This window comes from Asaia siamensis (genome assembly GCF_014635085.1).
GTDB classification, from domain to species: domain Bacteria; phylum Pseudomonadota; class Alphaproteobacteria; order Acetobacterales; family Acetobacteraceae; genus Asaia; species Asaia siamensis.
The window spans coordinates 112837-138810 of record NZ_BMCH01000002.1; the positions used below are offsets into that span (position 1 = coordinate 112837).

20 protein-coding genes are annotated in these 25974 nt (G+C 61.8%); 12 read left to right on the plus strand and 8 right to left on the minus strand.

Going from position 1 to position 25974, the window contains the following annotated elements:
- Nucleotides 1-9: 9 nt before the first annotated feature.
- The 5 genes from IEV53_RS04055 (at nucleotide 10) to addA (ending at nucleotide 8722) form a co-directional block, all read left to right on the plus strand.
- On the plus strand, nucleotides 10-1035 hold the full coding sequence (locus IEV53_RS04055) for a threonine aldolase family protein (RefSeq protein WP_371869827.1): 1026 nt from the start codon (nucleotides 10-12) through the stop codon (nucleotides 1033-1035).
- Nucleotides 1032-1670, plus strand: coding sequence for a trimeric intracellular cation channel family protein (locus IEV53_RS04060; protein WP_229719555.1), 639 nt, complete (start codon nucleotides 1032-1034; stop codon nucleotides 1668-1670). The genes IEV53_RS04055 and IEV53_RS04060 overlap by 4 nt, the downstream gene beginning before the upstream one ends.
- 124 nt (nucleotides 1671-1794) lie before the next feature.
- Nucleotides 1795-2229, plus strand: a complete 435-nt coding sequence (gene tsaE, locus IEV53_RS04065) for a tRNA (adenosine(37)-N6)-threonylcarbamoyltransferase complex ATPase subunit type 1 TsaE (protein WP_188425523.1) — start codon at nucleotides 1795-1797, stop codon at nucleotides 2227-2229.
- Nucleotides 2226-5207, plus strand: coding sequence for a double-strand break repair protein AddB (gene addB, locus IEV53_RS04070; protein WP_229719561.1), 2982 nt, complete (start codon nucleotides 2226-2228; stop codon nucleotides 5205-5207). The genes tsaE and addB overlap by 4 nt, the downstream gene beginning before the upstream one ends.
- On the plus strand, nucleotides 5204-8722 hold the full coding sequence (addA, locus tag IEV53_RS04075; protein WP_188425525.1) for a double-strand break repair helicase AddA: 3519 nt from the start codon (nucleotides 5204-5206) through the stop codon (nucleotides 8720-8722). The genes addB and addA overlap by 4 nt, the downstream gene beginning before the upstream one ends.
- Nucleotides 8723-8904: 182 nt before the next feature.
- On the opposite strand, the gene IEV53_RS04080 is transcribed toward addA, so the two are convergent.
- Together IEV53_RS04080 and IEV53_RS04085 are read right to left on the minus strand one after the other, a co-directional pair.
- Nucleotides 8905-9171: a spore coat protein gene (locus IEV53_RS04080; protein ID WP_188425876.1), complete on the minus strand. Its 267-nt coding sequence runs from the start codon at nucleotides 9169-9171 to the stop codon at nucleotides 8905-8907.
- Nucleotides 9168-10172, minus strand: a complete 1005-nt coding sequence (locus tag IEV53_RS04085; protein WP_188425526.1) for a VOC family protein — start codon at nucleotides 10170-10172, stop codon at nucleotides 9168-9170. Before IEV53_RS04085 ends, IEV53_RS04080 begins: the two co-directional genes overlap by 4 nt.
- Before the next feature lie 178 nt (nucleotides 10173-10350).
- Between IEV53_RS04085 and trxA the strand changes: the two genes are divergently transcribed.
- Nucleotides 10351-10677 (plus strand): thioredoxin TrxA, encoded by a 327-nt coding sequence (trxA, locus tag IEV53_RS04090; protein ID WP_025840568.1) that lies wholly within the window; start codon nucleotides 10351-10353, stop codon nucleotides 10675-10677.
- 33 nt (nucleotides 10678-10710) lie between these two features.
- Here trxA and hpnK read toward each other — a convergent pair whose 3' ends face one another.
- The 4 genes from hpnK to IEV53_RS04110 form a co-directional block, all read right to left on the minus strand.
- Nucleotides 10711-11568, minus strand: coding sequence for a hopanoid biosynthesis-associated protein HpnK (gene hpnK / locus IEV53_RS04095; protein ID WP_188425527.1), 858 nt, complete (start codon nucleotides 11566-11568; stop codon nucleotides 10711-10713).
- A gap of 23 nt (nucleotides 11569-11591) precedes the next feature.
- Nucleotides 11592-13016, minus strand: a complete 1425-nt coding sequence (gene hpnJ, locus IEV53_RS04100; protein ID WP_188425528.1) for a hopanoid biosynthesis associated radical SAM protein HpnJ — start codon at nucleotides 13014-13016, stop codon at nucleotides 11592-11594.
- Between the two features lie 109 nt (nucleotides 13017-13125).
- Entirely contained in the window at nucleotides 13126-14313 is a 1188-nt protein-coding gene (hpnI, locus tag IEV53_RS04105) for a bacteriohopanetetrol glucosamine biosynthesis glycosyltransferase HpnI (protein ID WP_229719568.1), read from the minus strand.
- Nucleotides 14314-14367: 54 nt separating this feature from the next.
- Nucleotides 14368-15042: an ABC transporter substrate-binding protein gene (locus IEV53_RS04110; protein WP_229719572.1), complete on the minus strand. Its 675-nt coding sequence runs from the start codon at nucleotides 15040-15042 to the stop codon at nucleotides 14368-14370.
- Between the two features lie 498 nt (nucleotides 15043-15540).
- On the opposite strand from IEV53_RS04110, the gene hpnH reads away from it, so the two are divergent.
- The 4 genes from hpnH (at nucleotide 15541) to IEV53_RS04130 (ending at nucleotide 20125) form a co-directional block, all read left to right on the plus strand.
- A complete protein-coding gene (gene hpnH / locus IEV53_RS04115) occupies nucleotides 15541-16728 on the plus strand; it encodes an adenosyl-hopene transferase HpnH (protein ID WP_188425529.1) in 1188 nt (395 codons plus the stop codon).
- Nucleotides 16729-16880: 152 nt separating this feature from the next.
- Complete coding sequence (locus tag IEV53_RS04120; protein WP_188425530.1) at nucleotides 16881-18173, plus strand: hemolysin family protein; 1293 nt, start codon at nucleotides 16881-16883, stop codon at nucleotides 18171-18173.
- A gap of 75 nt (nucleotides 18174-18248) precedes the next feature.
- Nucleotides 18249-19505 carry a hypothetical protein gene (locus tag IEV53_RS04125; RefSeq protein ID WP_188425531.1) on the plus strand — a complete coding sequence of 419 codons (1257 nt, stop codon included), beginning with the start codon at nucleotides 18249-18251 and terminating at the stop codon, nucleotides 19503-19505.
- Nucleotides 19502-20125, plus strand: a complete 624-nt coding sequence (locus tag IEV53_RS04130) for an ATP-binding cassette domain-containing protein (protein WP_188425532.1) — start codon at nucleotides 19502-19504, stop codon at nucleotides 20123-20125. The genes IEV53_RS04125 and IEV53_RS04130 overlap by 4 nt, the downstream gene beginning before the upstream one ends.
- Before the next feature lie 15 nt (nucleotides 20126-20140).
- Here the strand turns inward: IEV53_RS04130 and IEV53_RS04135 are convergent, their stop codons facing one another.
- Both IEV53_RS04135 and IEV53_RS04140 read right to left on the minus strand, forming a co-directional pair.
- Nucleotides 20141-22147, minus strand: coding sequence for a transglycosylase SLT domain-containing protein (locus tag IEV53_RS04135; RefSeq protein WP_188425533.1), 2007 nt, complete (start codon nucleotides 22145-22147; stop codon nucleotides 20141-20143).
- 181 nt (nucleotides 22148-22328) lie between these two features.
- On the minus strand, nucleotides 22329-23114 hold the full coding sequence (locus IEV53_RS04140) for a uracil-DNA glycosylase (RefSeq protein WP_188425534.1): 786 nt from the start codon (nucleotides 23112-23114) through the stop codon (nucleotides 22329-22331).
- Between the two features lie 51 nt (nucleotides 23115-23165).
- Here IEV53_RS04140 and IEV53_RS04145 point away from each other — a divergent pair, with 51 nt between their 5' ends.
- Together IEV53_RS04145 and IEV53_RS04150 are read left to right on the plus strand one after the other, a co-directional pair.
- The gene (locus IEV53_RS04145) at nucleotides 23166-24971 is read left to right on the plus strand and encodes a tetratricopeptide repeat protein (RefSeq protein ID WP_188425535.1); all 1806 of its coding nucleotides are present in this window, start codon (nucleotides 23166-23168) and stop codon (nucleotides 24969-24971) included.
- An 8-nt stretch (nucleotides 24972-24979) separates the two neighbouring features.
- Nucleotides 24980-25873 (plus strand): 4-(cytidine 5'-diphospho)-2-C-methyl-D-erythritol kinase, encoded by an 894-nt coding sequence (locus IEV53_RS04150; RefSeq protein ID WP_229719574.1) that lies wholly within the window; start codon nucleotides 24980-24982, stop codon nucleotides 25871-25873.
- Nucleotides 25874-25974 lie beyond the last annotated feature (101 nt).

Below are 25974 nucleotides of genomic sequence, written 5' to 3' on the forward strand. Positions count from 1 at the left end.
CTGATCATCGTGGCCCAGCAATTTGCCAGTGACAATTATGCCGGTATCTGCCCCGAAGTCTGGGATGTGATGCAGCAGGCCAATGCGGGTTCAGTGCCGGCTTATGGCGATGATGAATGGACAAACCGCGCCTCTGACAGTTTCCGCACGCTGTTCGGTACGCAATGCGAAGTGTTCTTTGCCTTCAATGGCACGGCAGCCAATTCGCTGGCGCTGGCATCGCTCTGCCAGTCCTATAACAGCGTCATCTGTTCATCTTTCGCCCATGTCGAAACTGATGAATGTGGTGCTCCCGAATTTTTCTCCAATGGTTCCAAGCTCCTAGTGGCTCGCACGGACCATGCCAAGCTGTTTCCGGAAGACATTCGCGCTCTGGCGACGTGTCGAAGCGATATCCACTATCCCAAGCCCAAGGTCGTGACGATCACCCAGCCGACCGAGACGGGTGAGGTCTATTCCCTGGCGGAAATACGCGCCATTGCCGATACCTGTCGCGAACTTGGGCTGCGTCTGCATATGGATGGCGCCCGCTTTGCCAATGCCTGCGCCGCTCTGGGCTGCACACCCGCTGAAATGACCTGGCAGGCAGGGGTGGACGTGCTGTGTTTTGGCGGCACGAAAAATGGAATGGCCGTTGGCGAGGCGATCCTGTTTTTCGACCCGGCCTTGGCCGAAGGCTTCGATTATCGCTGCAAGCAGGCCGGGCAGCTGGCGTCGAAAATGCGCTTCATCTCCGCACCCTGGGTCGGTCTGCTGGAGAGTGGCGCCTGGCTGCGTAACGGCCAGCACGGCAATGACAGCGCCAGGGCGCTGGCGGAGCGGATCACGGCAGTTCCCGGTCTTTCCCTGATGTTTCCGGCACAGGCCAATGCCGTGTTTCTCAAGGCACCGGAAACCGTGCTCGAAGGGCTGCGCGAGCGGGGATGGCGTTTCTATACGTTCATCGGCGGGGGGGCGAGATTCATGTTTGCCTGGGATGCCGCACCCGAACGCGTGGCACAACTCGCCGCCGATATTGAAGCGCTCGCGGCGTGAGCCCTGCCACTCTTGCCAGTATTCATGCGCTCTCGGCATCGACATTGTCCGATCTCGACATGGCGGGCACGGCTGTGTTTGCGATATCGGGCGCGCTTGTTGCTGCAAGGGCAAGGCAGAACATGGTCACCTTTGCCTTCTTCGCGGCCATGACCGGCGTTGGAGGCGGCACGCTGCGCGATCTGCTGATCGGCGCGCCGGTATTCTGGATGCATGCCACGGCGCCGATTGCCGTCTGTCTGGGCATCGCCCTGCTGGTGTGGTTTACGCCTCATCGTGTCTGGCATGAGCGCGCCATCGACTGGTTCGACGGGCTGGGGCTTGCCTCTTATGCTGTCTATGGCGCCGCCAAGGCCACAGCCTATGGCATTCCTTGGTTGCCAGCGGCCATCATGGGGGTGGTCACGGCCTGCATGGGCGGCATTATCCGTGACGTGCTGGCAGGTCTGCCTTCCATCGTGATCCGGCCCGAGCTCTATGTCACCGCCGCAGCCCTCGCCGCAGGGTTATATGTCGGTCTGGATGCTGTCGGTCTTCCTCCAATCGCTGCAGGGGCGATTGCCGTGGTGCTGGGTTTCTGCCTGCGCGGCTATGCCATTCTCGGCAAGGTCGACCTGCCTGCCTATCGCCGGTAAGAGCTTTACCTTCGGGCCTTTTTGAGGCCCTTCAGGTCAGATCTGCCAGAAGCGTCAGACATATCGGGCTCGCTCGCTTGTCAGACCCCTACCCATCCAGATAGCCGGGCTTTACACTGTCAGTATGAGCCAAATCGACCTGCCCGATCAGCCCGCCACCGAAGCTTTCGCCGCCCGTCTGGCGGGTCTTGCGCAGCCGGGGGATGTGATCGCGCTGCATGGCGAGATGGGCATGGGCAAGAGTGTGTTTGCCCGGGCCTTTCTGAGAGCGCTGGCGCAGGATCCTGCACTTGAGGTGCCCAGCCCCACCTTTTCGCTGGTCCAGACCTATGACACCGCCAAAGGGGCTGTGGCGCATTTCGATCTCTGGCGTCTTGATGGGCCGGACGCTCTTTTCGAGCTCGGCTGGGACGAGTTGCAGGAGGGCATCATGCTGGTCGAATGGCCCGAACGCGCAGAAGACGAACTGCCCGATCATGCGCTGCATCTCACCCTGACCGAAGGGGAAGCCGAAGAGGCGCGCAGGATGACCATCAAGGGCTGGAGCGGCAGGCTGTGATTCTCGCAACCATCCCCGCAGACCGTTCCTTTCTTGATGACGTGGCAAGACGCTGGCTTGAGGGGGGTGCTGCTCAGGACGATGCCAACGCGCTGATTCTTGTGCCGGGGCGTCGTGCGGCACGCAACCTCACCGAGGCGTTCCTGCGTTGTCTCGATGGCAAGGCGGCATTATTGCCGCGCATCCTGCCAGTGGGCGATGTGAGCGAAGACGATCTGGCGCTTTCGGGTGTCGAGGCGTTTTCCTTTCCTGCCGCGGTTGATCCGCTGCGTCGTCTGTCGGTTCTGGCGGCGCTGGTTCTGCGGGCGAAGGGCGTATTCAGCGCGGAACTGACGCTCGAACAGGCCTGGCCTCTGGCCTCGGCTCTGGCGGAGTTGATGGACGATGCCGAGCGTGTGGGGGTCGATCTGCGCGAGCGCCTGCCCGATGCCGCCGAGCCGCGTTTTGCCGATCACTGGCACAAGACGCTGCAGTTCCTGCATATCGTCACCGAAGCCTGGCCCGCCTGGCTGAGCGAAACCGGTCTGATGAACCCGGTGGCGCGTCAGGTCGCCGTGCTCAGGGCGCAGGCCGAACGCTGGACGCAGGCACCCCCGCAGGGAAGGCTCTGGGCTGTGGGTTTCACCGATGGCATGTTTGCTGTCTGCGCCATTCTTCGCGCCGTGCTCGATGCGCCTCAGGGTTGCGTGATCCTGCCCGGTGTCGATCTCGATCTGCCCGATACGCTGTGGGCAACCCTGCCGGAAAGCCATCCGCAATCGGGCTTTCGACGTCTTCTCGATGATCTGGGTGTTTCCCGTGAAACCATCACACTCTGGGATGACGGGGTGCTACCGCAAGGGATGGTTTTTCGCGAAGCCATGCAGGACCGCATAAAGCTGGCAAGCCTGATGATGCGCCCCATGGAGGGACTTTCTGCCTGGGGAGAAAGCACAGTGCCTCTGCCTCTGACCAGAATCACCCGTCTAGATGCGGCCGATCAGCAGCAGGAAGCCGCCAGCATCGCCATGATTCTGCGAGAGGCAGTTGAAAGCTCCGGCAGAACGGCATCGCTTGTCACCCCGGACCGCGCTCTGGCCAGACGAGTCGCGACCGAATTGCTGCGCTACGGCATCGTGGCGGATGACAGCGCAGGCGAGAGCCTCGCGCTCAGCCCGGCTGCGATCCTTCTCCGTCTTCTGGCTGAGGCCGCTGCCGAAAATCTGGCGCCGGTGGCGCTTCTATCCCTGCTCAAGCATCCGCTCGTGGCGCTTGGCAGCACACCCGGCAATTGCCGTGCAACGGCGCGCCGTCTCGAGCGTCTGGTTTTACGTGGGCCTGCACCACCACCGGGCATGAAAGGCCTTCGTCAGGCGCTCGATCGTCAGGACCAGAGCGAGGCCGAGAGTGCCGATCGCCCCGATCAGGCCGAGCCGCTCGATCTGTTTCTGGATCGTCTCGACGCGGCTGTCTCGCCCTTGCTGAATTGCGGTGCCCTGCCTCTGCCGGAGCTGCTGACACGCCTTATCAGGGCGGCGGAAGCTCTGGCCAGCACGCAGGAGCAACCGGGTGAAGAGCGTCTCTGGATGGGCGCAGAGGGCCATGCCCTGTCACGTCATCTGGTCGGTCTGATGACGCATGGCGCAGTTCTGCCGCCCCAGAGTCTGGTGGGGCTGCCTGCATTCCTGCTGGCGTCGATGGCCGGGAAAATGGTGTTCGGTCAGCGCGTTCTGCAGGGGCGCGATGGCGAGGCGCTGCATCCCCGCGTGTCCATTCTGGGTGTGCTTGAAGCGCGTCTGCAATTCGCCAATCTGGTCATTCTGGGTGGGTTGAACGAGGGAATCTGGCCCCCCGCGACCGATCCCGGGCCCTGGCTGAGCCGCCCCATGCGCACACGCGCCGGTCTGCCCTCGCCGGAGCGGCTGATCGGCACCGCAGCGCATGATTTCACCACGGCCTTTCTCTCGGGTGAGGAAATCGTGCTGTCGAGTGCGGCCAGACGCGATGGCGCCCCTGCTGTTCCGGCGCGCTGGCTGGTGCGTCTTGAGGCGCTGCTCGAAGGGCGAGGGCAGAAGTTGCCCGCCCATCCCGCCCTGATCTGGCAGGCCACCATGGATCAGCCTGCAGGAGCAGCGCGCCCCGTGCTGCCGCCCGAGCCTCGCCCGCCCGTCGCCCTGCGTCCGCGCCGGCTTTCCGTGACCGAAATCGATTCCTGGCTGCGCGATCCTTATGCGATCTATGCGCGTCATGTGCTGAAGCTGAAGGCGCTGCCCGCGCTGGAGGAAGCTGCTGATCGCTCCGATATCGGTGTGGTGGTGCATGACGGGATCGATCGTTGGCTGGAACAGGGACAAAAGGGCGGCAGGGCCTTGCATGAATGTCTGCTTGCGGTGCTCGAAGCCCGTGAGTTGCGCCCGGCCCTGGCTGCCTGGTGGCGCCCGCGTGTGTTGCGCATTGCCGACTGGGTGTGTGAGCGCGAGGCACTGCGTGAGAAACCTTCCATGCTGAAAACCGAGCAGAAGGGCACACTCACCCTGACGCCGCCTTACGCCCCGTTCCGCCTGACGGCCCGCGCCGACCGGATAGAGATCGGGCAGGACGGTCGTGCCACGATCATCGATTACAAGACGGGCTCTCTGCCCAAGGTGAGCGATGTCGAAGCCGGTTGGAGTTCGCAGCTCGTGCTTGAAGCGGCCATGCTGCGTCTGGGTGGTTTTGCCGGTCTGCCAGCGGCGGAGACCGCCTCACTGCTTTACTGGCGTCTGACGGGCGACCGTCATCGCGGTCAGGAGCTCAGCGTGCCGCGCAAGCCCGAAGATCTGGAGCCCCTTGTCGATTCCGCGCTCGACAGGCTGCGTCGACGTGTCGAGGTTTTTGACGATCCGAAGACGGCCTATCGTTCTCACCCTCACCCCGATTATGTGCCGCGCTACAGCGATTACGCCCATCTGGCCCGTGTGTCGGAATGGAGCGCCGCGCGTGAGGAGGGCGGAGAATGAGCGATCTGGCAAAGCTGAATTCGCAGGTCATTGCCACAGCCAATGACATCCAGAGACAGGCTTCCGATCCGCTGGCGTCGGTTTTCGTCTCGGCTTCGGCGGGGAGTGGCAAGACCAAGCTGCTGATCGACCGGCTGCTGCGCCTGATGCTGCCGGTGCTGATGCCCGACCCCGAGACGGGGGCGCCGGTATTGCTGCCGGGGAGTGACCCGGCACGTATCCAGTGTCTGACCTTTACCCGTGCGGCGGCGGCGGAAATGGCCAATCGCCTGCAATCCCGTCTGGGACGCTGGGTGTCTCTGCCCGATGACGCCCTCGATCGCGAATTGCACGGGCTCAGCGTGCCGGTATCGCCTGAAACCCGTCAGGCGGCTCGTGCCCTCTTCGTGCGCGTGCTCGATCTGCCGGGAGGCATGAAGATCGGCACGATCCATGCATTCTGTCAGTCGCTGCTCAGGCGCTTCCCGCTGGAAGCGGCCATCAACCCGCATTTCACCCTGATGGAAGAGACGGATTCAAGCCTCGCTCTGGCCAATGCCATCGAGCAGACGCTGTCTCGCGCCAAGGGTGACCCGTCAATGGAGGCGCGTCTCACCCTTCTGGCGGGGCAGGTCGGGCTGGAAGATTATCTCGATCGCATCAGGGCGTTGCAGGGCCGTGTTTCGCGGTTGAGGCAGAGTTTTGCGCGCTGGCAGATCGAGCCTGGCGCCATCGAGCGGGCCTATCGCAAGGCTTTTGGCGCCGAAGATGAGGTCGATCTGGCTGATCTCGAAGCCCAGCGCTGCGCCTCACCGCAGGAAGATGTCCTGCGACGTTGCGCGCAGGAGGCTTTGCCTCTTGGTACCGCCACCATGCAGGCGACCCTGACCAGGATGCTCGACGCGCTCTCGCGCCCGGCAGTCGAGCGCGATCCTGCTCTGTGGGTCGAGTTCTTTGTGACCGGCACCGGCACACCGAGGGCCGCGCGGGCTTTTGTCCCCGCTGCCATCGCCCGCGATCGGCCTCATATCATGGAGGCGTTCACCGCCGAAGCCGAGCGGCTCATCGCTCTGGATCAGGCGATTGCCGTGCAGCGCCTGATTGCGCTCAATCTGGCCCTGTTCGCTCTCGCAGCCCCCACGCTCGACCGTTACGCGCAGGACAAGACGCTGCGCGGTCTGGTCGATTACGACGACCTCATCGCCAGCACGCGGGATCTGCTGCGCGATCCGGGTGCTTCCTGGGTATTGTACAAACTCGATGGCGGTCTCGATCATCTGTTGCTTGACGAGGTGCAGGATACGTCCGCAGCCCAATGGGAAATTGCGACGGCGCTGATCGAGGAATTCTTCGTGGGTGAGGGCGCCCGCGAGATGGAAGGCCGCCCGCGCACGGTTTTCGCGGTGGGTGATTTCAAGCAATCCATCTATGCCTTTCAGGGCGCCGATCCTCAGGGTTTGTTCGGCGCGAGAGATCGCTTCCGCGAGATGGTTCTGGGTGCGGAGCAGGACTGGCGCAATCCTGAAATTGGCGTGTCCTTTCGTTCCGTCACGCCAGTGCTCGATCTGGTCGATGCGGTCTTTGCCAGCCCCCTTGCCGCTGATGGTTTGCGCGAGCCGGGGCGTGACTCCCTGCCGCCGCATCGTTCTGCCCGCCCCGGTCAGGGCGGGCGCGTCGAGCTCTGGCCACTGGTCCCGGCAGATGAGAAAGACGCCATTGACGACCCATGGGCGGCCCCTACCGGCAATGCGGGACAAAGTCGTGCCCCGCAGAAACTGGCCGATACGCTGGCTCAGTGGATCGCCCGTCAGATCGGCAAGCCGCCCCAGCCGGGCCAGGCGCCGTTGCGTGCGGGTGAGGTTCTGGTTCTGGTGCCACGCCGTTCGGCCTTCCTGCGGGCGCTCATTCGCGCATTGAAAGGTCAGGGCGTCGAAGTGGCGACACTCGTCGGTGTCGGGCTCACCGATTCACTGGCGGTGCAGGATATGATGGCGCTGTGTCATGCGCTGCTTCTGCCTCAGGATAACCTGACCCTCGCTACGGCGCTGACCTCGCCTTTCGGTGGCGTCAGCGATGCCTCGCTCATGGATCTGGCGATGGAGCGTGGCGAGCGCCCGCTCTGGACGGTCCTGCGGGAGCGCCATCTCGAACGACCCGAATGGCAGAGTGCGTGGGAGCGACTCTCCGCGCTTCAGACCCGTATCGATTTTGCCACCCCCTATCAGATTCTGGCCGATGCGCTGGGTCGTCATGAAGGGCGCGCCCGGGCACTGGCCCGTCTCGGGCCGGAGGCGGCAGAACCGCTGGATGATCTGCTTTCTGCAGCGCTGCGTTTCGAGGCGCTGCACGCGCCGTCGATGCAGGGCTTCCTGCACTGGCTTGCTTCCAGCAGCCTGACCGTCAAGCGCGAGGCCGAGTCCGAGATCGATGCCGTGCGCATCATGACCGTTCACGGCTCCAAAGGATTGCAGGCCCGCCTCGTGATCCTGCCCGACATGACGGGTGAGGTGCAGGGCGAGACGAAGCTTCTCTGGACGCGCCAGAACGGGCTTGATCTGCCTGTGTGGATGCCGGGCAAGGAATTGCCCTCCAGGCTTGGGGACAGACTCAAGGAGCAGGAAAAGGAAGCGGCGCAGGCAGAGCGTAACCGCTTGCTCTATGTCGCTCTGACACGTGCCAGCGACTGGCTGGTCGTGTGTGGCTGGGAGCCGCGACGCAAGCCGAGCGAACACTCCTGGTATGCGCTTTGCGAGGCCGGGTTCACCCAGCTGGGCGCATCAGCCTATCCCTTCGAGGGCGGGTGGGATGGCGAGCGCCTTGTGATCGAGGCAGAGCCTGAAAGCGCCCCTCAGGCAGCGAGATTGCGCACTCCTGTTTCTCCTGTACCGATGCCTGCCCTGTTCGGTCATGCTCCGGACTGGCATGCGCAGCCTGCACCACATGAGGCGCCGCTCACGCGGCCTCTGGCACCCAGTCGGCCGGATAATGCCTCCTATGGCGCGGCACCGCCGGCCCTGTCGCCTCTGCAACTCGCTGCAGGGCAGGAGAGCGGGCGTAAACGCGCGCTCGATCGTGGCACGCTGGTGCATCGTCTCCTGCAATGGCTGCCCGACCGTGACGAGTCGGAATGGCGTTTTCTCGCAGAGGATTTTCTGTCCCGGCCTGCCCATGGTCTTGCGCCTGACGCCGTAGAGCGTCTGGTGACGCAGGTTCTGGCTATTCTGAAGGATAAGACGCTCGCCCCGCTTTTCGCGCCTGGCAGCCTTGCGGAGCAGCCGATCACAGGCCTTGCCTTCGGTCAGGTTGTCCTTGGTCAGGTCGATCGTCTGCGTGTGACCGAAAGCTGCGTGATGCTTTGCGATTTCAAGACAAATCAGCACCCGCCCCGCCCCGGTCAGGCAGTGCCTGCCGCCTATCGACGCCAGATGGCGGCCTATGGTGCCGTGCTCAGGCAGCTCTATCCGGAGCATGAACTTGTCATGGCACTGGTCTGGACCGAAGGCCCGACCGTCAGTCTTGTTCAGACGGAGGCGTAGCGCCGAAGCGTGACGGATGACTGACGCTTCATGGGGCCGAGGCTCGTGAGAAGCGCAGCTGCCCGTTTCGGTGACGCGGGGCGCTTCGACGGAGTTTCCTGAGGCCTGAGCGCAAGAACCCGGCGGTGCGTCAGATTATCCATTCTACGTGCCGCGGCCGGACCGCTCAGGCAAGGCCTGCATCAATGGTGGTGATGATCGCCGCCATGATTGCCGTTGCGCGGGCCGCGATCGCCGCGCCGGTCATCATAGCGCGGGCGATAGCCGCGGCCCCCCCAGCCGCGCCCGGTATAATGCGGCCCGACAGCGTAGCCGCCATTCCAGCCTTGGCGTCCCCAGCCTCCGGGATAACCGTAATAGCCGCCGCCATAGCCATCATAGCCGCCACAGCCTGACAAACCGAGAGAAGAAATCACCGCGAGGGCGAAAAGGGCGGATGCTTTCTTCACCGGGGCAGCGCTCCTTCAAGCATGTCTTTCTGGGTTTCGATAACACCGAACACGGCCCCATCCGGATCGGCCAGAACGGCAATCTGGGCGCCATCACGGTCGACATGTGTCGGCACAATCACCCGACCACCCAGCTTCTGCGCTCTGTCAGCAAGGCTCGCGCTGTCATTTACCTCGACGAACTGCACCCAGCGCGCCCTGTCACGCGGCTCGATGCCCGGAGGCAGTGTGTTGATGCTGGCGCGCTCCTTGTCCTGCGCGGTGAGCATGTAATGCTGGGGACTATCGGCTTCGGGAGAGGCGACGATCCTGTAATTGAACAGGAGCTGATAATAACCAGCCGCTGCTCTCGGGTCCGGGGAGAGCAGCGTTGCCCAGGACCAGCTGTTCAGCGTCGGGTCAGTGCCATGGTCAGCCGGATCGCCTGACTGGGCGCTGAGGGCGGCATAGAGGCCATGCTGCGGGTCGGCAACGATCACCGCCTGCCCCAGACCGGCTATGGGTTTAGGGCCGAAAATCGCCTTGCCACCATGCTGCTTCGTGACCCGAGTCACGGTCGCGGTATCCGAGGTCGACAGGAACGGCATCCAGAACGGAACATCACGTTTGGGGTCATCGAGCTTGTGCGCCACCATCATGCCGACCGGCTGGGTGCCAAGCGTGATTTCGACACGGGGTGTCCTGCCATCGTCGATCGGACGGAAACCCCAGCCGAACAACCCGCCATAGAAACGTTCCGCACGGGCGAGGTCGGGTGTGACCAGCATCGAGAACACGATCTTGCCCGGTAGCAGGCGATGTGTTGCGGGCACGGTCAGCGCGTCGAATGCGCCGGGTGCAGCAGGCGCTACGACGGGAGAGGGGATATGTTCGGGCGTATAATTCTCGGGCGCAGGCGGCAGGGGAGCCAGCGTGGGTTGAGCCAATGCGGCAGGCACCGCCGTCAGGAGGCTCGTGCTGCACAGCACCGATAGCCAGAATACGCGCGAAACATGACGCATCGACAAAAGAACCTCTCCGGTAACGTGATGACCTTGCTTCCTAAAACGCGTCGGGAGGAACTGTGTTTCTTGATACGGGGCGATTCCTGCTTCACTAGCTCTTGAACGCTTTGCCTGAACTGCTGATATGTCGTGTTGAGACGGACCCGAACGGTCTGCATTGCGAATGGAGAACAGGATGAGCGACAACACCGTAGCTGTCAGCGACAGCGGTTTCGAAAAGGACGTGCTGCAGGCTGAAGGCCCCGTTCTGGTCGATTTCTGGGCAGAATGGTGCGGCCCCTGCAAGATGATCGCGCCCGCGCTCGATGAGATCGGCGGTGAATACAAGGGCCGTCTGACGGTCGCCAAGATCAATATCGACGAAAATCCTGAAGCACCGACGCGTTTTGGCGTGCGCAGCATCCCGACGCTCATGGTCTTCAAGAACGGTGAAGTCGTCGCCCAGAAGACCGGCGCCCTGCCCAAGAGCGCGCTCAAGGCATGGGTCGACTCGGCACTCTGAGTGTCGTGGAGAGCCTTCTAGAGACGAAGGCTTTCAGGCACGGGGCAGGGTATTTCCTGCCCAGTCGCTCAGGGTAATCTTTGCTGAGCGCACCGCCTGACGCAGTTCGGGGCTTATCAACGCATCGAACTCGCCACGCTGGTCATAATCCGGCATGAGGCGCTGCAACAGCGCGCTCTGTTCCAGTGCCGGATGAAAATAAAGCTCCGACAGACCTTCGGGCAGATGCGGTATCAGCCCTGCCACACGACCAGGTCGCATCTGGCCGCTCCAGGCCAGGCCGAAACAATGGTCGTTGGTCGTCATGCCTGCCCGCGAGATCTGATGGCGCAGCACACCGCACCAGCGACGCAGCGCGGCAGCCCCCAGCGAGTCGAAATGGGTCTCAGCGGCGGCAAGCGGTTCGGGCGGTTCGCAGGGTGTGCGTACATGGCGCAAACCGTAATGCTGTCCGGTTTCGATCATCATCCGCCCGATGGTGGGATGGAGATGCATGTGCTTGTGCGCATTGGCATGATCGAGACGCAGGCCTGAAGCCATGAAGGCCCGGAACTGGGCTTCGATCTCGCGTGAGAGAGCACGCCTTGCGGCTGGTCGGAAGAAATAGGACACCCCAAGACCAAGCTGGCTGGTGCCAAACTGGTCGTCCGGGGTCGCAATGGCGCCGATGCTGGCGCCGGGCAGGGCAGTATCGCCCTCGATGACGACCAGATGCAGCCCGACACGCAGATTGGGCATCCGGCGCGCACGGCGCACGGCGTCCATGCTGGCCGGGCCTGCCACCATCAGGCTGGCCGTCGAGAGCAGCCCGTCACGATGGGCGATCTCGATGGCCTCGTTGACTTCCTCGCTCAGGCCGAAATCATCGGCCGAGACAATCAGACGACGCATGGGAATAAACGACGCCTGAGTGATCAGGCGGCGTTACGGCCCTTGAGGAACTGGAAGAATTCCACACCCTCGCGCAGACGGCGCTTCATCATCTGCGGGCTGCGAACCATCTCGTTGACGATCGAGGCGATCTTCGGCGCGCGGAAGTAGAACTTGCGATAGAATTCCTCAACCGAGTTGAAGATCTCGGTATGAGAAAGATGCGGGTAGTGCAGCGGGGCGATCTGCACGCCGTTCTCGTCGATCAGCTCGGCTTCAGCTTCGTTGAACCAGCCATTCTCGGTGGCCTGCTTGTGCAGCGCCGTGCCGGGATAGGGAGCTGCCAGCGAAACCTGCAGCGTGTGCGGGTTGATCTCGCGGGCGAACTGGATGGTCTCCTGGATGGTCTCCTTCGTTTCGCCGGGCAGGCCGACAATGAAGGTGCCGTGGATCTTGATACCCAGCTTGTGGCAGTTCTTGGTGAACTCGCGAGCCGTTTCGACGCGCATGCCCTTCTTGATGTTGTGCAGGATCTGCTGGTTGCCGCTCTCATAGCCGACCAGAAGCAGGCGCAGCCCGTTTTCCTTCATGATCTTGAGCGTTTCATAGGGCACGTTCGCCTTGGCGTTGCACGACCAGGTTACGCCCAGCTTGCCCATTTCACGCGCAATGGCTTCCGCACGGGGCAGATCGTCGGTGAAGGTGTCGTCATCGAACATGAACTCCTTCACCTGCGGGAAATACTGCTTGGCGAGACGGATTTCGGCAGCCACATGCTCGGGGCTGCGCGTGCGGTAGCGATGGCCACCCACGGTCTGCGGCCACAGGCAGAAGGTGCAGCGCGACTTGCAGCCACGGCCGGTATAGATCGAGATATACGGGTGCATCAGATACCCGATGAAGTAATCCTCGATCTTCAGGTCGCGCTTGTAGACTTCCGTCACGAAGGGCAGGGAATCCATGTCCTCGATCATGGCGCGGTCACGGTTGGCGATGATCTCGCCATCCTTGTTGCGCCAGGTGATGCCGTCCACGTCCTTCAGCTCGCGGCCTTCGGCAATTTCCTTGATCGTGAAATCGAATTCGTTGCGCGCCACGAAGTCGATCGGGCTGCCCTTCGCCATCGATTCGTCAGGCTGCACCGCCACCTTAGCGCCGACCATGCCGATCATCAGCTTGGGATTGGCGTCTTTGAGCATCTGCGCAACGCGTACATCAGAAGCGAAAGACGGGGTTGAGGTGTGCATCACCACGAGGTCGCGATTCATCACGTCCTTCAGGATCGGCTCCATGCCAATGCCAGCCGGCGGGGCATCGATCAGGCGTGACCCTTCGACCATGGCGGCAGGCTGTGCCAGCCAGGTCGGGAACCAGAAAGAGCGGATCTCGCGCTTGGCCTGGTAACGCGAACCGGCTCCGCCATCGAAACCGTCGAATGAAGGGGGCTGAAGGAACAGCGTGCGCATCATGGTGAAGAAAATCCTTGGGTAAACCGTCGGATCGCAGGATCCGCAAAGGTGAAAGGCTCAGATATTTCTGACGAATGCCCCAGCATATGAGGCCGAAACACTAAAAAGTCTAATCTCCGGGTTCGACCGGTTGTATTGGCGGTGTAATCGGCGCTGCCCGACGAATATGCAGCGTCTGCCCGCGCCAGGCGACACGCTGGCCTCTGGCGCTGCCGACCATGATTGCGGCCGACAACCATTCACGCAGGGGAAACAACGCGTAAACCGCAGGTGTAAGCCGGCCCAGAGAGCGGTCGATGACCAGCGCTGAAAGCCCGCGCACAGCCCAGGCTGCGATGAAAAACCACAGAGCCCAGCGTGCGGGCCAGCAGCAGAACAGCACCACACTCGACCAGAAGAGCGGAAGCTGGATGGCGGAAAGCCCATAACCGACCGGCTCGACATTCTTGACCGTCCGGCCCCAGCGGAGCTCGTGCGCGATCATGTCGCCCGCTGTGTCTTCCGCGACCGTAGTCCAGGTCATGCAGGGGGCGAGGGCAATCTTTTTGCCATGAGCGCGGACGAGCTGGCCGAGAATGGCGTCATCGGCGACATGATCGGCCAGAGCAGCCAGCCCGCCGACCCGTTCGAGCAGCGAGCGTCTTAGGGCCATCGTGGCGCCGAGGCAGTCCTGACGTCCGAGCAGACGCGACATCATCACGCCTGGCATGAAATTGTGATTGATCTGGGATGCGGCAAATTCCCTGACCAGCGCGGTCGAGGCAGGAAGACCCGCATAGAGTGTGGTGACGAGACCTGTATCCGGCTGCTGGATTGTCGATACCACGTCGCGCAGATAATCGCGCTGTACATGAATATCGGAGTCGGAGATGACGAGAATATCGTGCTTCACCGAAGGATACATATTGATCAGATTGGCGATCTTGCGGTTGGTACCGTGCTGCGTATCATCGATCACAAGCGTCATGTCCCGCTCGGGATAGTCGGCGATCAGTCGTCTGACGATTTCTATGGCGCTGTCGTCGTGACGCTGGACACCGAAGACAATCTGATAGATCGGATAATCCTGCTCGCAGAAGCTGCGCAATGCATCTTCAAGAAGCGGTTCGTCCCCATGCAGGGGCTTGAGGACGGTTACCGCAGGCTGCGGCCCTGGCGAGGACGGTATTCTGGCGATGCGTCGCTTTTCGCTGCCCCGAAAGGCAATGATCAGCCCGGCGCCGATAGCCGATTGGGCGCAACCAGCCACCGCAAGGGCAGCCGATGCATAGCCTAGCCAGTTCAGAGCGAGAGCCACGTGACCCCTTTTCCCTTTTCAGGGTATGCTATCTGGGGAAACTGGCCACGCATCTTAATTATTCATGAACTTTGCGGTCTTGTGGTTGAGCAGGGTCACGAGGGCATCAACACCGCCACGGGCCAGGGTCGAGCTGAAATCGGCGCGTTGCGCGGCGACCTGGCTGATGCGGCCATTGAGAAGAATATCAACGATGCGGTATCCGCCACCTGAGGGCATCATCACATAATTGATAGCGGTGCCGGAATCGGATCCATCACCGATGGTGGTGCTGACAATCGTACTGCCGCCGGTCGGAGCGGGGCGCGTGGTCGGACTCACAGTAAATTTGGCGTCGCCGCCCTTCTTGAAGCTAGAAACGTAGCGGGCAATCGTGAACTGGCGGAAAGCAGTCAGAAGCTTGCTCTGCTCATCGGCTGAAAGCGTCGTGTAACGCATGCCGATCGAGCTGTGCAAAATGGTCGAGAGGTCGAAGCTGCGATCAATGACAGGAGCGATGGCCTGCGCGCGGGCGTCGGAGGTGCCGCTACCCGAAGACTGGATCTGACCGAGAGCTGCATAGAGAGCGTTGATCGGAGCGACAGCGGCAGACTGGGCATAGGCCGGAGCAATCAGGGCGGAGGAAGAAAGCGCGACGGGGGCAGAAAACAGGGCCATCAGTCCCAGAGCGGCGCGCCTCGTGCGCGCTGTACGGGCGGTCTGGGGCACTCTGCTGGGGAACTGTGTCATGCTGCGTCCTCAAATCTGTCCCGCCAATCGGGAGAGACATATGTCTGGATCCGTAGTCGGAAAGCTGGGGAGACTCCCTGCAAAAACAAGTCATCCGGCGTTCAACTGCGGCGGCATATGTCCGACATAACGTCGAAAAGTGCAATCTTCCCGCCGTCCTGCAATAACGAAGGCAGCGAATTCGCCCATCGGCAGGGGGCGCGCAACAGATTTCAGCTTAAAATTTGGTTAGCTGGTGAAGATAAATGTCGCCAAAATGACACAGTAGGCGCTACGAAGCGCCTTCGATATTGAGGCGTGGCCCATGCGCGGTGTATAGGCCACGTTTTACCAGCCCGCGCATATCATTTTCAGTCTTGCACACCACCCCTTATTCCGGTGTTGTTTTTCGAAATCATATGACCAACGGGTCTTACGTATGACGGCGACGCGGTATTCATGTCGGGCCTTTTCTGACACCGCGCCCGCACGTCATCTGGTGTAGGAGCATAGAGATACATGGCCGTTCCATTGATGCAGGCCGTCCGTGTCGGACGCTATGTGGTCAAACAGCATCTGCTGGGTCGCAAGCGCTATCCGCTCGTTCTGATGCTCGAGCCGTTGTTCCGATGCAATCTGGCCTGCTCGGGCTGCGGAAAGATCGATTATCCGGCACAGATCCTGAACCAGCGCTTGAGCCTGCAGGAATGCCTGGATGCCGATGCCGAAGCTGACGCCCCCGTCATCGCCATCGCCGGTGGCGAGCCTCTTCTGCACAAGGAGATGCCCGAGATCGTCAAGGGTCTGACGGCACGCAAGAAATACGTCTACCTTTGCACGAACGGGCTTCTGCTCGATAAGAAGCTCGACGATTACGAACCCAATCCGTTCTTCTCGTGGGATATCCATCTCGACGGCGACAAGGCGATGCACGATTCGTCAGTCTGTCAGGAAGGTGTTTACGAGCGTGCGGTTGCCGCCATCCGCAAGGCGAAGGAGCGCGGCTTCCGTGTTTCCATCAACTGCACCCTGTTCGATGGCGCTCAGCCCGAGCGCGTGGCGCGGTTCTTCGATGAGGTCATGGCGCTTGGCGTCGATGGTGTCATGACGGCACCGGGCTATGCCTATGAGCGCGCACCGGATCAGGAGCACTTCCTGAACCGTCAGAAGACCAAGCAGCTCTTCCGCGACATCTTCCGTCTCGGCAAGGGAAAGAAGTGGCGCTTTACCCAGTCGCCGCTCTTCCTGAACTTCCTGGCAGGCAATGAAAACTATCATTGCACGCCCTGGGGCAAGCCGCTGCGCACCGTGTTTGGCTGGCAGCGCCCCTGCTACCTGCTCGGCGAAGGCTATGCCAAGACGTTCAAGGAGCTGATGGACGATACGGCTTGGGATCAATACGGCACCGGTGCCTACGAAAAATGCGCCGATTGCATGGTCCATTCCGGCTATGAATCGACGGCTGTCATGGATGCCGTCAAGCGTCCGTGGCACATCGCCAAGGTTGCGCTGTTCGGCCCCGAGACCGAAAAGCCGATGGTCCCTGAGATCTCTCTCGCGAACCAGCGCAAGGCCGAATACAAATATGAGGCTCAGGTGGCCGAGCAGGTAACCCTGCTTGAATCACGCAAGCCGGCTCGTGGCCCGCGCGTGCGTGTGCACAAGGCCGAAGACAAGCCGGTCGAAGTGGCTGACGCGGCAGACTGACGTCTCATATCCAAGGGGGTGAGGCCCCGGGAGGGTCGGGCAGGTGCCCGCTCTTCAGCGCTCTGGTCAAACAGGGCGCGACAGCTTTATCCTGAAAAGGCGGACATACGATGTGTATGTCCGCCTTTTCTTTTTTCCGATCGAAGGACCCCATGCTCACCCCCATTCTGGTCATCTGCCTTCTCATTGCGCTGAACAGCATTTTTGCCATGGGCGAAATGGCGCTGATCTCGGCCAAGCGGCCGCGCCTTGCAGCGCTGGTCAAACGGCAGGTGCGCGGGGCAGAGCGGGCGCTGCGTCTGGCGGATGAGCCGCATTCCTTTTTGCCGACCGTGCAGATCGGCATGACGCTGGTCTCGATTCTCGAAGGCGCCTTTGGTGGCAGCCAGATCGAGGAAAATCTGGCGCTTCTGATACGCCGCAGCGATCTGTTGCGTCCTTTTGCCAATGAGCTGTCCATCGGTATTGTGGTGATGGGCATCACCTTTGCCATGCTGGTCTTCGGCGAGCTGGTGCCCAAGCAGATCGCCCTGCAGCAGCCGGAAAAGATCGCGGCGCGTCTCTCGTTCATTCTCTCGGCGCTTCTGACCATCTCCCGTCCGGTCGTGGCTCTGCTGAGCGGGGCGTCATCTCTTGTGTTGCGTCTGTTCGGCGTCGGCCGCCTGACACGTGCGGCCATTACCGAAGAAGAGCTGCGTGCCATTCTGGCTGAAGGGGCGCAGGCTGGCGTGCTCGAGACTGAGGAGCGCATCATGATCGAACGCCTTCTGCGCCTGGCCGATCGTCCTGTGCGCGCCATCATGACGCCACGCAATGAGCTTTTCTGGGTCGATCGCCATGCAAGCCGCGATGCGCTGATCGTCAAGCTGCGCCAGTCGACCTATACGCGTATTCTGGTTTGCGAGGGCGATGTCGATCACCCGGTCGGTGTCGTTCTGGCCAAGGATCTCATGGATCGCCTGCTTCAGGGGTTGCCTGTCTCGATCGAGGCGGCGCTCCGCCAGCCTATCGTGGTGCCCGACAGCCTGACCGCGCAGGACATGATCGAACGCATGCGTGGCGAGCGCCTGGGTATTGCTTTCGTGCTCGACGAATATGGGTCTTTTGAAGGCATCGTGACGCCTTCCGATATCTTCGAGGCGATTGTCGGTGACGAAAATGCCGAGAAGAACAAGACCGAGCGTGAAAATCCGCAGCGGCGTGATGAGTATGTGCTCGACGGGTTCATGCCTGCCGATGAGGTGCGCTCGGTGCTCGATCTGCCGGATCTGCCTGCTGCGGGCAGTTACCACACGCTCGCCGGTGCCATTCTCGCCCTGCTGCGCCGCGTGCCGGCCAAGGGTGACAAGGTGGTGTTCGCCGGATGGCTGTTCGAGGTTGTCGAGATGGAGCAGCGCCGCGTGACTAAGGTGCGTGCCAGCCGTCAGGTTCTAGCGGAAAATTAATCAGAACTCGTTTGTTACCCGCCGGATTGTAACGCTATCATTCTGAATGAATGGGGCGGGGGACAAATGTCAGGCTTGAGATCGACCCGTGCAAGTTCGGGTTTCACTTTCTTTTTCAAGCTGCGGGCCCGTTATCTGCTTCATGCTGCAAAAGCGTTGCTCATGCAGCGCTGGATGATGTTGGTGGGGGCCGTACTGGCATCCCCTTCCATTCCTTTCGTGGCCATTTTTCTGCAACTGGGCCATTTATCCATGGCGGTGCTGGCGGGCCCGCAAGGCTTTCGGGCGCATCTCATAGCGGTTTTCGCGGCTCAAACCGGTTTCGTAGCCTGGTCCCAGGGGTTGTGCCGCTTCTTGCGCGGTGGGAATTTTCGCCCTTTTCTCGATACCCTGCCCATCACACCACAGACCCGTCTGCTGACAGCAGGCGCCCTGCTTGCGGCACTCGATCTGCCGCTTTTCCTGCCTTTCGTGATCGGTGGCATTCTGACCGGCGCGGCGTCGCTATCAGCCCTGTGTCTCTATTGTATGGCGCTGATGGTTTTTGCGGGGCTGGTCCTGGTTCTTCAGGCAGCGCTCGTTGAGCGCCTTATTCCTCTCTGCATCGCGATTTTTGTGGCGGATTTTCTGCTCGCTGGCGGCTGTGTAACGCAGCCCGTCTGGTCGAGGGTATTGTGCCTTATTGGTGCTGCCGGATCTGGCGCAGCCGGATTTGTTCTGGCCGGTCGAGAGCCTGGAATTGGTGCTCTTTCGGCATGGCTGTCTGCGCATCGGAGGCTCCCGCGCCATGTCAGAGCCAGGCCGGTCGACAGGCTGGCGCGGCTTTCTCCCGTACTGCGTGTGCAGCTGCGCAGCTGGTTGGAGCCTGAAAGTGGTGTCGGGGTGGTACTTGTCATCGCCCTTTTGCTGCCGATCGGTTTATGGGTGCTGTTATCGGTCTTTGCCTATGATGGGCGATCCATTCCGGTGATGATTGTCGGGATGGCCCTCGTTTCGCAATGCAGCCTTGCACCATTCGTCGCGCTCGATACCGCGCATCGTCGGGCGAAGGCTTTTATTGCAACACTTCCGCTATCGCGCTCTTTCTGGATCAGGCGCGATCTTGCGCTCGTGCTGACCGTCTTTGCGCCCTCTGCTTTCGTCTTTGTGCTGCCTCTGTGTCTGCACGCGCTCGTTTCTCCGGTCGCGCTGATCGTGATCGTGGTGTCCTACGCCCTGCTGCTTGTGGCGATGCGATCGAGCCTGCGCATCGATACGCGCTGGCGGCCCATGGCCAGTGTGACCCTGAGCATTCTCTGGGTCAGTTTCATTCTGATGGAGGTGACGGCATGACCGCCATCCTGCGCTGTTCGGACCTTTGTGTGGCTTATGGAGGGCGACCCGTTCTCTCTTCGGTCAGCCTGTCGCTCGGTGTCGGATTCTATGGTCTCTGGGGAGCGAACGGCACCGGCAAATCGACCTTGCTGCGCATGTTGTCCGGCTCGGCAAGACCCGATCATGGCGATGTCTGGATCAATGGAAAGCACCTGGTGCGTGACGACGTTGCGGCGCGGCAGAGCCTGGCCTATGTGCCCGACGAGGCAGTGGTTTATCCCTTCATGACAGGCCATGATCTGATGGCGCTCTGCGCCTGGGCACGCAAGGCGCCGGATATAGCCCCTTCAATAATAGAGGGGTTCGGCCTCGCGCCGCATCTCGACAAGCGTTACGACGCGCTGTCGCTGGGCACGAGGCGAAAAATGCTGATTGCCTCGGCCTTTATCGGTGAGCCGTCGCTTCTATTGATGGATGAACCGGCAAATGGTCTCGATGCACAATCGCACGCTTTTTTCGGCGCGCTGCTGGCCGAGAAATCCCGAATAGCCTGCGTGCTTCTGTCAACGCATGACGGGGCGTTTCTCGAGACGATGGGAGCGACGATCATCCGTCAGGAGAGTCTTGGTGCCTCCTGACGGTAGAAAATGCGGTCAGTGATAGGTCACAGGCCGCGCACTGGCGATTTCCTGCTCATCGGCAAAGCGCGGCCACTGGGCGCGTGCAAGAGCATGAAGCGACGGGGCAGGCAGGCCCAGCTTGTCGGCATAGATCCAGAGATAGGCAAAGGCGTGATGAACATAATCCCGCGTCTCGCCATTGGGCAGCAGTTCCATGAAAAGCAGCGGATCATGAATCTGTCCGGCTTCGCCCGGTGCACCGCTTTCCCAACGCGCAATGGCGCCCGGCCCGGCATTATAGGAGGCGAGGGTGTGAATGAGATCGCCCCCCTTGGGTGCTTCTTCTGAACGCTCCGACAGACCGGCGAGATACTGCACATAGAGCTGACCGATTTCGAGATTGACGGCCGGATTGTGCAGACGCCCGACCATATCGGCCGGTACGTTTATGATGGCAACGCCATGGGCGTCGAGCGCAGGCTTGGGGCCACTGACAAAGCTGGCGGTCAGGGGGCGGATCTGCATCAGTCCATGGGCACCAGCGCTGGATGACGCCTTGGGATCGAAATTCGATTCCAGACGGGTCAGCGCGTAGACCAGTGCCGGGTCCATTCTGAAGCCGTGACGTGGGGCAAGCTGCGGCGTCGGGAACCCTGCCAGATGGGCGGGGCGACCGTCACGTGCGGCCAGAATAGTGGCAATCTGCTCGGACAGATCATGCAGACCGGCCGCCGCAGCCACAAGCTGTACCGAGTGGCACAGGGCCGTGTCCGACGTGATGTCGGGCCACATGCGGCGCAGCAAGGCTTCGGCACGCGAGGTTTCGCCGATCTGCAGCAGGGCGAAGAGACGATGACCCTGAGGGGTGGCCGCAACGGCCTCGACATCGATTTCACCCATGACCGGGATCGGGTTCTGAAGCGCCGTCGTGTCATCGGCAGAGATGCCGTCATGCCCGTCTTTTTGCGTTGGGTCCTTGCCGGGGGTCATGCCTGCATGATGCAGTCCCAGCATCTGTCGCGCCAGAATACCATAGAATGTGCCTGGTTCGGCGGCGGCGCGCTGCAACCAGGAGGTGGTCAGGGTCGGCGCATTGCCGAGATGACGATGGGCACGTGACGCCCAGTAGGCGGAGGCGGCGCGCAGTTCATTGGTTGTCGTGCCCGCACGTGAAGCCTGTTCGAAATAGCCCAATGCCTCGTGCAGGGCGCCCTGACGCCAGGCGGCAAGCCCGGCGACATATCCGGCATAGCCGAGTTGATGTGCGCTCTGGGCAAAGCCGTCACGAGCGGTTTGCAGGGCAAAGGCGGTTTCGCCTGCGCTGAGCATGCCGAGTGCAATCTCGGCCTTGAGCTGACCCGCATAGAGCGGCGTCATGCCGGGGGTTGAGTTCACCAGTTTGACGGCGCTTTGACCGCCCTTGAGACCCCAGGAAAGGCGCTCGCCGATCGTGCGATCGAGCAGGGGATTGCGGTTGAGAAGATGCGCCAGAGGATCTGGCGCTGCCGTTGTGCCCGTCGATGAGACATCCGATGGCGCGAGTGGTGTCGGGAAGCTCTGAGGGGCGACGCTGCCCTTCGGGCTGATCGAGACCAGCAGGTTCTGGATGGCACCGGCATCGGCCAGACTGGGAAAAGTCTTGAGCCACAGGCGCAATTGCACGGGTTCGGGATGGTAGGCCGGGTTGAGATAGCGCTCGGCGAGCAGGTCGCCGATGAGCACGTTGTCATGGGCCGCACGGGAACGGGCGATTGCGGTTTCGAAATCGCCGGAACGCTGGGCGCGGAAAGCCTCTTTCAGAAGCGCAGCATCTGAGGCGGAAAGGGGGTGGGGAAGACCATTCGAACCACCAGGCGCAGACGAATGCGGCGTTGCAAACGCCGTTTCCTCGCTCTGGCTGTTGTCATGATCGGCAGGGTTAAGCGTCGATTTGCTTTCTTGTGCACGAAGCGGATTGAACGTCGCTCCCGCCACAAGCACAGCGCACAGCATCAACGCACGGGCACTGTTACTCGACGCGAAATAAGAAATTCCTCGCATGGTGGAGATGCTGGTAGCCCCCCTTGCCTGATAAAGCAAGAGTGGCCAAAAGGTCACACCAGAGGAGTTCGCTATTCTAAGATCGTTTCTCGAATTCTACCAGAGGGATAACACTAAAAAACCGCATTTTCCGGGGCTAAAATCGTTTTTTTTTATGACGCTCCTGAAACCAGATGCGTACTCACGAGGACGAGAGCGTTTCTGCCAGAAAAACAAGGTCTTTCCACATCTCCCGACGGGCTCTGGCGCTGGAAAGCAGCTGTTGCGGGTGCTGCATGGCCAAGGCCTCGACCATGGTCCCGTCATCGAGTCGCACCTTGTGCCAGGCGCCACGTGACCGTGCCATGCTCGCCTGCTCATCCAGCAGGAGTCGCAGGGGGGTCAGACCGAGCAGAACGAGGCGTTCGGGACGGGCCGTGACGATGGCGGCATTGAGCAGAGCGCGGCACTCGCGGCTTTCTATCAGCGAGACAGCGCGGCCGCCTGGAGGACGCCAGGGCAGGGCGGGCGCCTGAGAGAGGCTGGCGCGATCAAGCCCGATACTGGGAAGGATCATGTCCAGCAGGCGCCCCGTTTCCCCCGCAAACACCTCGCCTGAGCGGTCTTCATCAGCATCCGGCGCATCGCCAATCAGCATCAATGGGGCACCGGGCACGATGCGTGGTCGCACACTGGTCGAGGCCGTGCGCGCAAGGGCGCATTCCGGGAATATTTCCACCCCCCAGGCCTGGGCGGCCTGCGGATCGATCGGGGCCTGACGCGGCTGGGCGGGAGAGGGAGGGGCTGGTCTCGCGGCTGGCGCGCGCGCCGGGCGTTGACGCACTCCCTGAGGCAGCGCGAGCGACGCCGCCCGGTCGAGCCTGTGCGGCGCGACCTCGTCGAGGGCACAATCGACTCCCCAGTCCCGATACAGGTCCAGCAGGGCAAGAATCTCGGAGCGGTCCTGACCGGACAGGGAAAGGGACATGGTTTCTTATCAGTTTGGTGTCTGAACGGGTTCAGTCTAGATTGTCACACGATGCAAACCAAGCGCTCTCCGTCCCGGCTCGTTCTTCTTGCCTGTCTGGCCTCTGTTGCCGGTGTGCCTGTGACCAGAGCTCTGGCCGCCGACACTCAGGGCGGTGTGGCGCTTATGGCGCCCGATTATTCCCTGACGGGCAGTCTGCTTGGCAGTATTGTCTCGGTGCAACGCAATAATGTGAGCGATGCCGATCATGCCCTCTATGAGGCAGTGATGCAGGGCTATCGCGATCCCGATTTCGTGCTGATGGCCCTGCGTTTTGCCGCGATGGATGCCGGGTCGGACTCTGCCGCGCGGGCGGTCACACTTGCCAGGCTGATGCCACAGCAAAACCTGGCGCGTCTTGTTCTGGGTACGGCAGCGTTTCGTGATCGTCACTGGAAGAGCGCCGAGGGTTTTTTCGCCCTGCACAGCAAGGAGACCGATGGTCTGCTGCGCATGGCAGGGCGCGGCCTGCGTGACTGGTGCCATTACGGGGCAAATCCCGCCAATGGACAGGAAGACGACATCACGCTTCCTCAGGGGGGGATCGACCCGGTAACCTGGCTTGCGCTTTTGCAGCAGGCGCGCATTGCCTCGCTGCGCGACGAGGCGCGTACGGATAGTCTGTTTGCCCAGCTTGATCGCAGCGCAGTCGCCGTGCCGCCTCTGGTGCGGGTACAGGCATTGCAGTTCGAGGCGGACTGGCTGGCCTTTCGTCATCACGATGCCGAGGCGCGCCAGAGGCTGAAGAATGTCGGTGGTCTTCTGCCTGCCTTTCAGCTCGTCGCCGGGCGCCTGCGTCCGGGCAGGATTGGTACCGATTTCTCTCCCAATCAGGGACTGGCTGAATTCTATATCGGTGTGACCGCCCTTCTGGGCGATACAGCATCGCATGACAGTGGCAATGCCGGGGCGCCCAACCCGGATGACGACAAGCTCAAGGATCTGCGTCAGCTCAAGATTCTGCTGCTGCGTCAGGCCCTGTTGCTCGCCCCTGATCTGACACTCGGCAAGATCCTGCTGGCCGAAGAACTGCGCAATGACGGCCAGCTCGACATGGCACAATCCGCGCTCGACGGCGTGGCGGAAGACGATCCTCTGGCACCGCTCTCCGATCATGCCCAGGCGCAGGTCGCTCTCAAGCGTCACGATCTCAACGCGGCGCTCCATGCGCTGGGGCGGGTGGTCAAGGCCAACCCCGGCAACCCCGATATCCTGAACGAACTCGGTTCGGTTCAGGACCAGCTTGGCCATTCCGACGCCGCCATCGAGACCTTTACCCATGCGCTCAATAAGGTGAGCGTCATGGAATCACGGGTCTGGCCGCTGCTTCTGGGGCGCGCCATTGCGTGGGACCATCTCAAGCGTCGTGACAAGGCCCAGGCCGATCTCGATCGCGCTCTGGCTCTGGCCCCTGCCGAGCCTGTTCTGCTCAATTACGCGGGCTACTCGGATGTCGAGCATAATGAGCGCCCCGAGCAGGCCCTGCTGCTGTTGCGTCGTGCCATGGACATGGCGCCGGATGATGCCGAGATACGCGACAGCTATGCCTGGGCACTGCTCAAGCAGAAGGGCGATCTGGCCCAGGCGCTGCCATTGCTTCTTTCCGCAGTCAATTCGGCCCCCGCCGATGCAGAGATCGCTTATCATCTGGGCGTTGCCTACTGGTATCAGGGCCGCCAGCTCGAAGCCCGCGATCAGTGGAGCCAGGCGCTCAACAACAAGCCCGAGCCCGAGACAAAGGCGCTGATCGATGCCGCTCTTGCCGGTGGGCCGGATCTGCCCGTCATGCGCGGTCGTGCCATTCCTTCGCCCCGATGAGTTCGTCGATGTTACCTGCCCGTTCGCTGGCACATGCCAAGATCAATCTGTTTCTGCACATCACCGCACGTCGCGATAATGGCTATCACGAGCTGGATTCTCTGGCCGTATTCGCCCAGACGGCCGATCTGCTGACACTCGAGGCGCCCCGTCCTGCTGAGCACGGTATGAGCCTTGCCATCGACGGGCCGTTTGGCGCGGGGCTCGAGGCCGGGTCAGATAATCTGGTGCTGCGCGCTGCATCGGCCCTGCGTCTGGCTGCCTCCCTTTCTGACACTCTGCCTGCCTGGCAGATGCGGCTCACCAAGAACTTGCCCGTGGCCTCGGGTATCGGAGGGGGCTCCGCTGATGCTGCCGCTGCCCTGCGTCTGCTCGCAGCAGCCTGGCAGTGCGAGGATGTCGACCTGGCGCCGATCGCTGCCTCGCTCGGGGCAGATGTGCCGGTCTGTATCGCCCAGAAATCCCGGCGCATGCAGGGTATCGGTGAAATTCTCGCCGCAGCGCCACGCCTGCCGCGCTGCGCAATGGTGCTGGTCAATCCCGGTGTCGCCGTGCCGACACCTGCCGTTTTCCGCGCCTGGAAGGAATCCGGCGCTGCGTTTCGTCCTTCTGCCAAGCTGCCAGCGCAATGGCATGATGTGGCGGCTCTGGCCGAAAGCCTGCGATCAACTTCGAATGATCTTCAGGCCCCGGCGATTGCTCTCTTTCCCGTAATCGGTGAAGTCTTGAGCCATCTGGAGCGTTCGGAAGAATGTCACTTTGCCCGCATGAGCGGTTCGGGAGCGACCTGTTTTGGCCTTTATGCCGATCTGGATGCGGCATGTAGGGCGGCAGAAAGCCTTCGTGCTCAGGGATGGTGGGCAGACGCCGGATGGGTTCAGAACACAGAGGATCGTCGCTAGATCGCCCGGTATGTCTCCGGGTATTCCGATCGGGTTCCAACCCCGCAAGAAGACATAACCTTTTTTGGTCCGGCGGCTTTTGCGCGCCGGCCCGCCTTGGG

What these genes read in the sequence shown, in the direction of transcription:
- tsaE (WP_188425523.1), top strand. Translation starts at nt 1,795, where the DNA reads ATGAGCCAAATCGACCTGCCCGATCAGCCCGCCACCGAAGCTTTCGCC.
- addA (WP_188425525.1), top strand. Translation starts at nt 5,204, where the DNA reads ATGAGCGATCTGGCAAAGCTGAATTCGCAGGTCATTGCCACAGCCAAT.
- IEV53_RS04085 (WP_188425526.1), bottom strand. Translation starts at nt 10,172, where the DNA reads ATGCGTCATGTTTCGCGCGTATTCTGGCTATCGGTGCTGTGCAGCACG.
- trxA (WP_025840568.1), top strand. Translation starts at nt 10,351, where the DNA reads ATGAGCGACAACACCGTAGCTGTCAGCGACAGCGGTTTCGAAAAGGAC.
- hpnK (WP_188425527.1), bottom strand. Translation starts at nt 11,568, where the DNA reads ATGCGTCGTCTGATTGTCTCGGCCGATGATTTCGGCCTGAGCGAGGAA.
- hpnJ (WP_188425528.1), bottom strand. Translation starts at nt 13,016, where the DNA reads ATGATGCGCACGCTGTTCCTTCAGCCCCCTTCATTCGACGGTTTCGAT.
- IEV53_RS04110 (WP_229719572.1), bottom strand. Translation starts at nt 15,042, where the DNA reads ATGACACAGTTCCCCAGCAGAGTGCCCCAGACCGCCCGTACAGCGCGC.
- hpnH (WP_188425529.1), top strand. Translation starts at nt 15,541, where the DNA reads ATGGCCGTTCCATTGATGCAGGCCGTCCGTGTCGGACGCTATGTGGTC.
- IEV53_RS04120 (WP_188425530.1), top strand. Translation starts at nt 16,881, where the DNA reads ATGCTCACCCCCATTCTGGTCATCTGCCTTCTCATTGCGCTGAACAGC.
- IEV53_RS04130 (WP_188425532.1), top strand. Translation starts at nt 19,502, where the DNA reads ATGACCGCCATCCTGCGCTGTTCGGACCTTTGTGTGGCTTATGGAGGG.
- IEV53_RS04135 (WP_188425533.1), bottom strand. Translation starts at nt 22,147, where the DNA reads ATGCGAGGAATTTCTTATTTCGCGTCGAGTAACAGTGCCCGTGCGTTG.
- IEV53_RS04140 (WP_188425534.1), bottom strand. Translation starts at nt 23,114, where the DNA reads ATGTCCCTTTCCCTGTCCGGTCAGGACCGCTCCGAGATTCTTGCCCTG.
- IEV53_RS04145 (WP_188425535.1), top strand. Translation starts at nt 23,166, where the DNA reads ATGCAAACCAAGCGCTCTCCGTCCCGGCTCGTTCTTCTTGCCTGTCTG.
- IEV53_RS04150 (WP_229719574.1), top strand. Translation starts at nt 24,980, where the DNA reads ATGTTACCTGCCCGTTCGCTGGCACATGCCAAGATCAATCTGTTTCTG.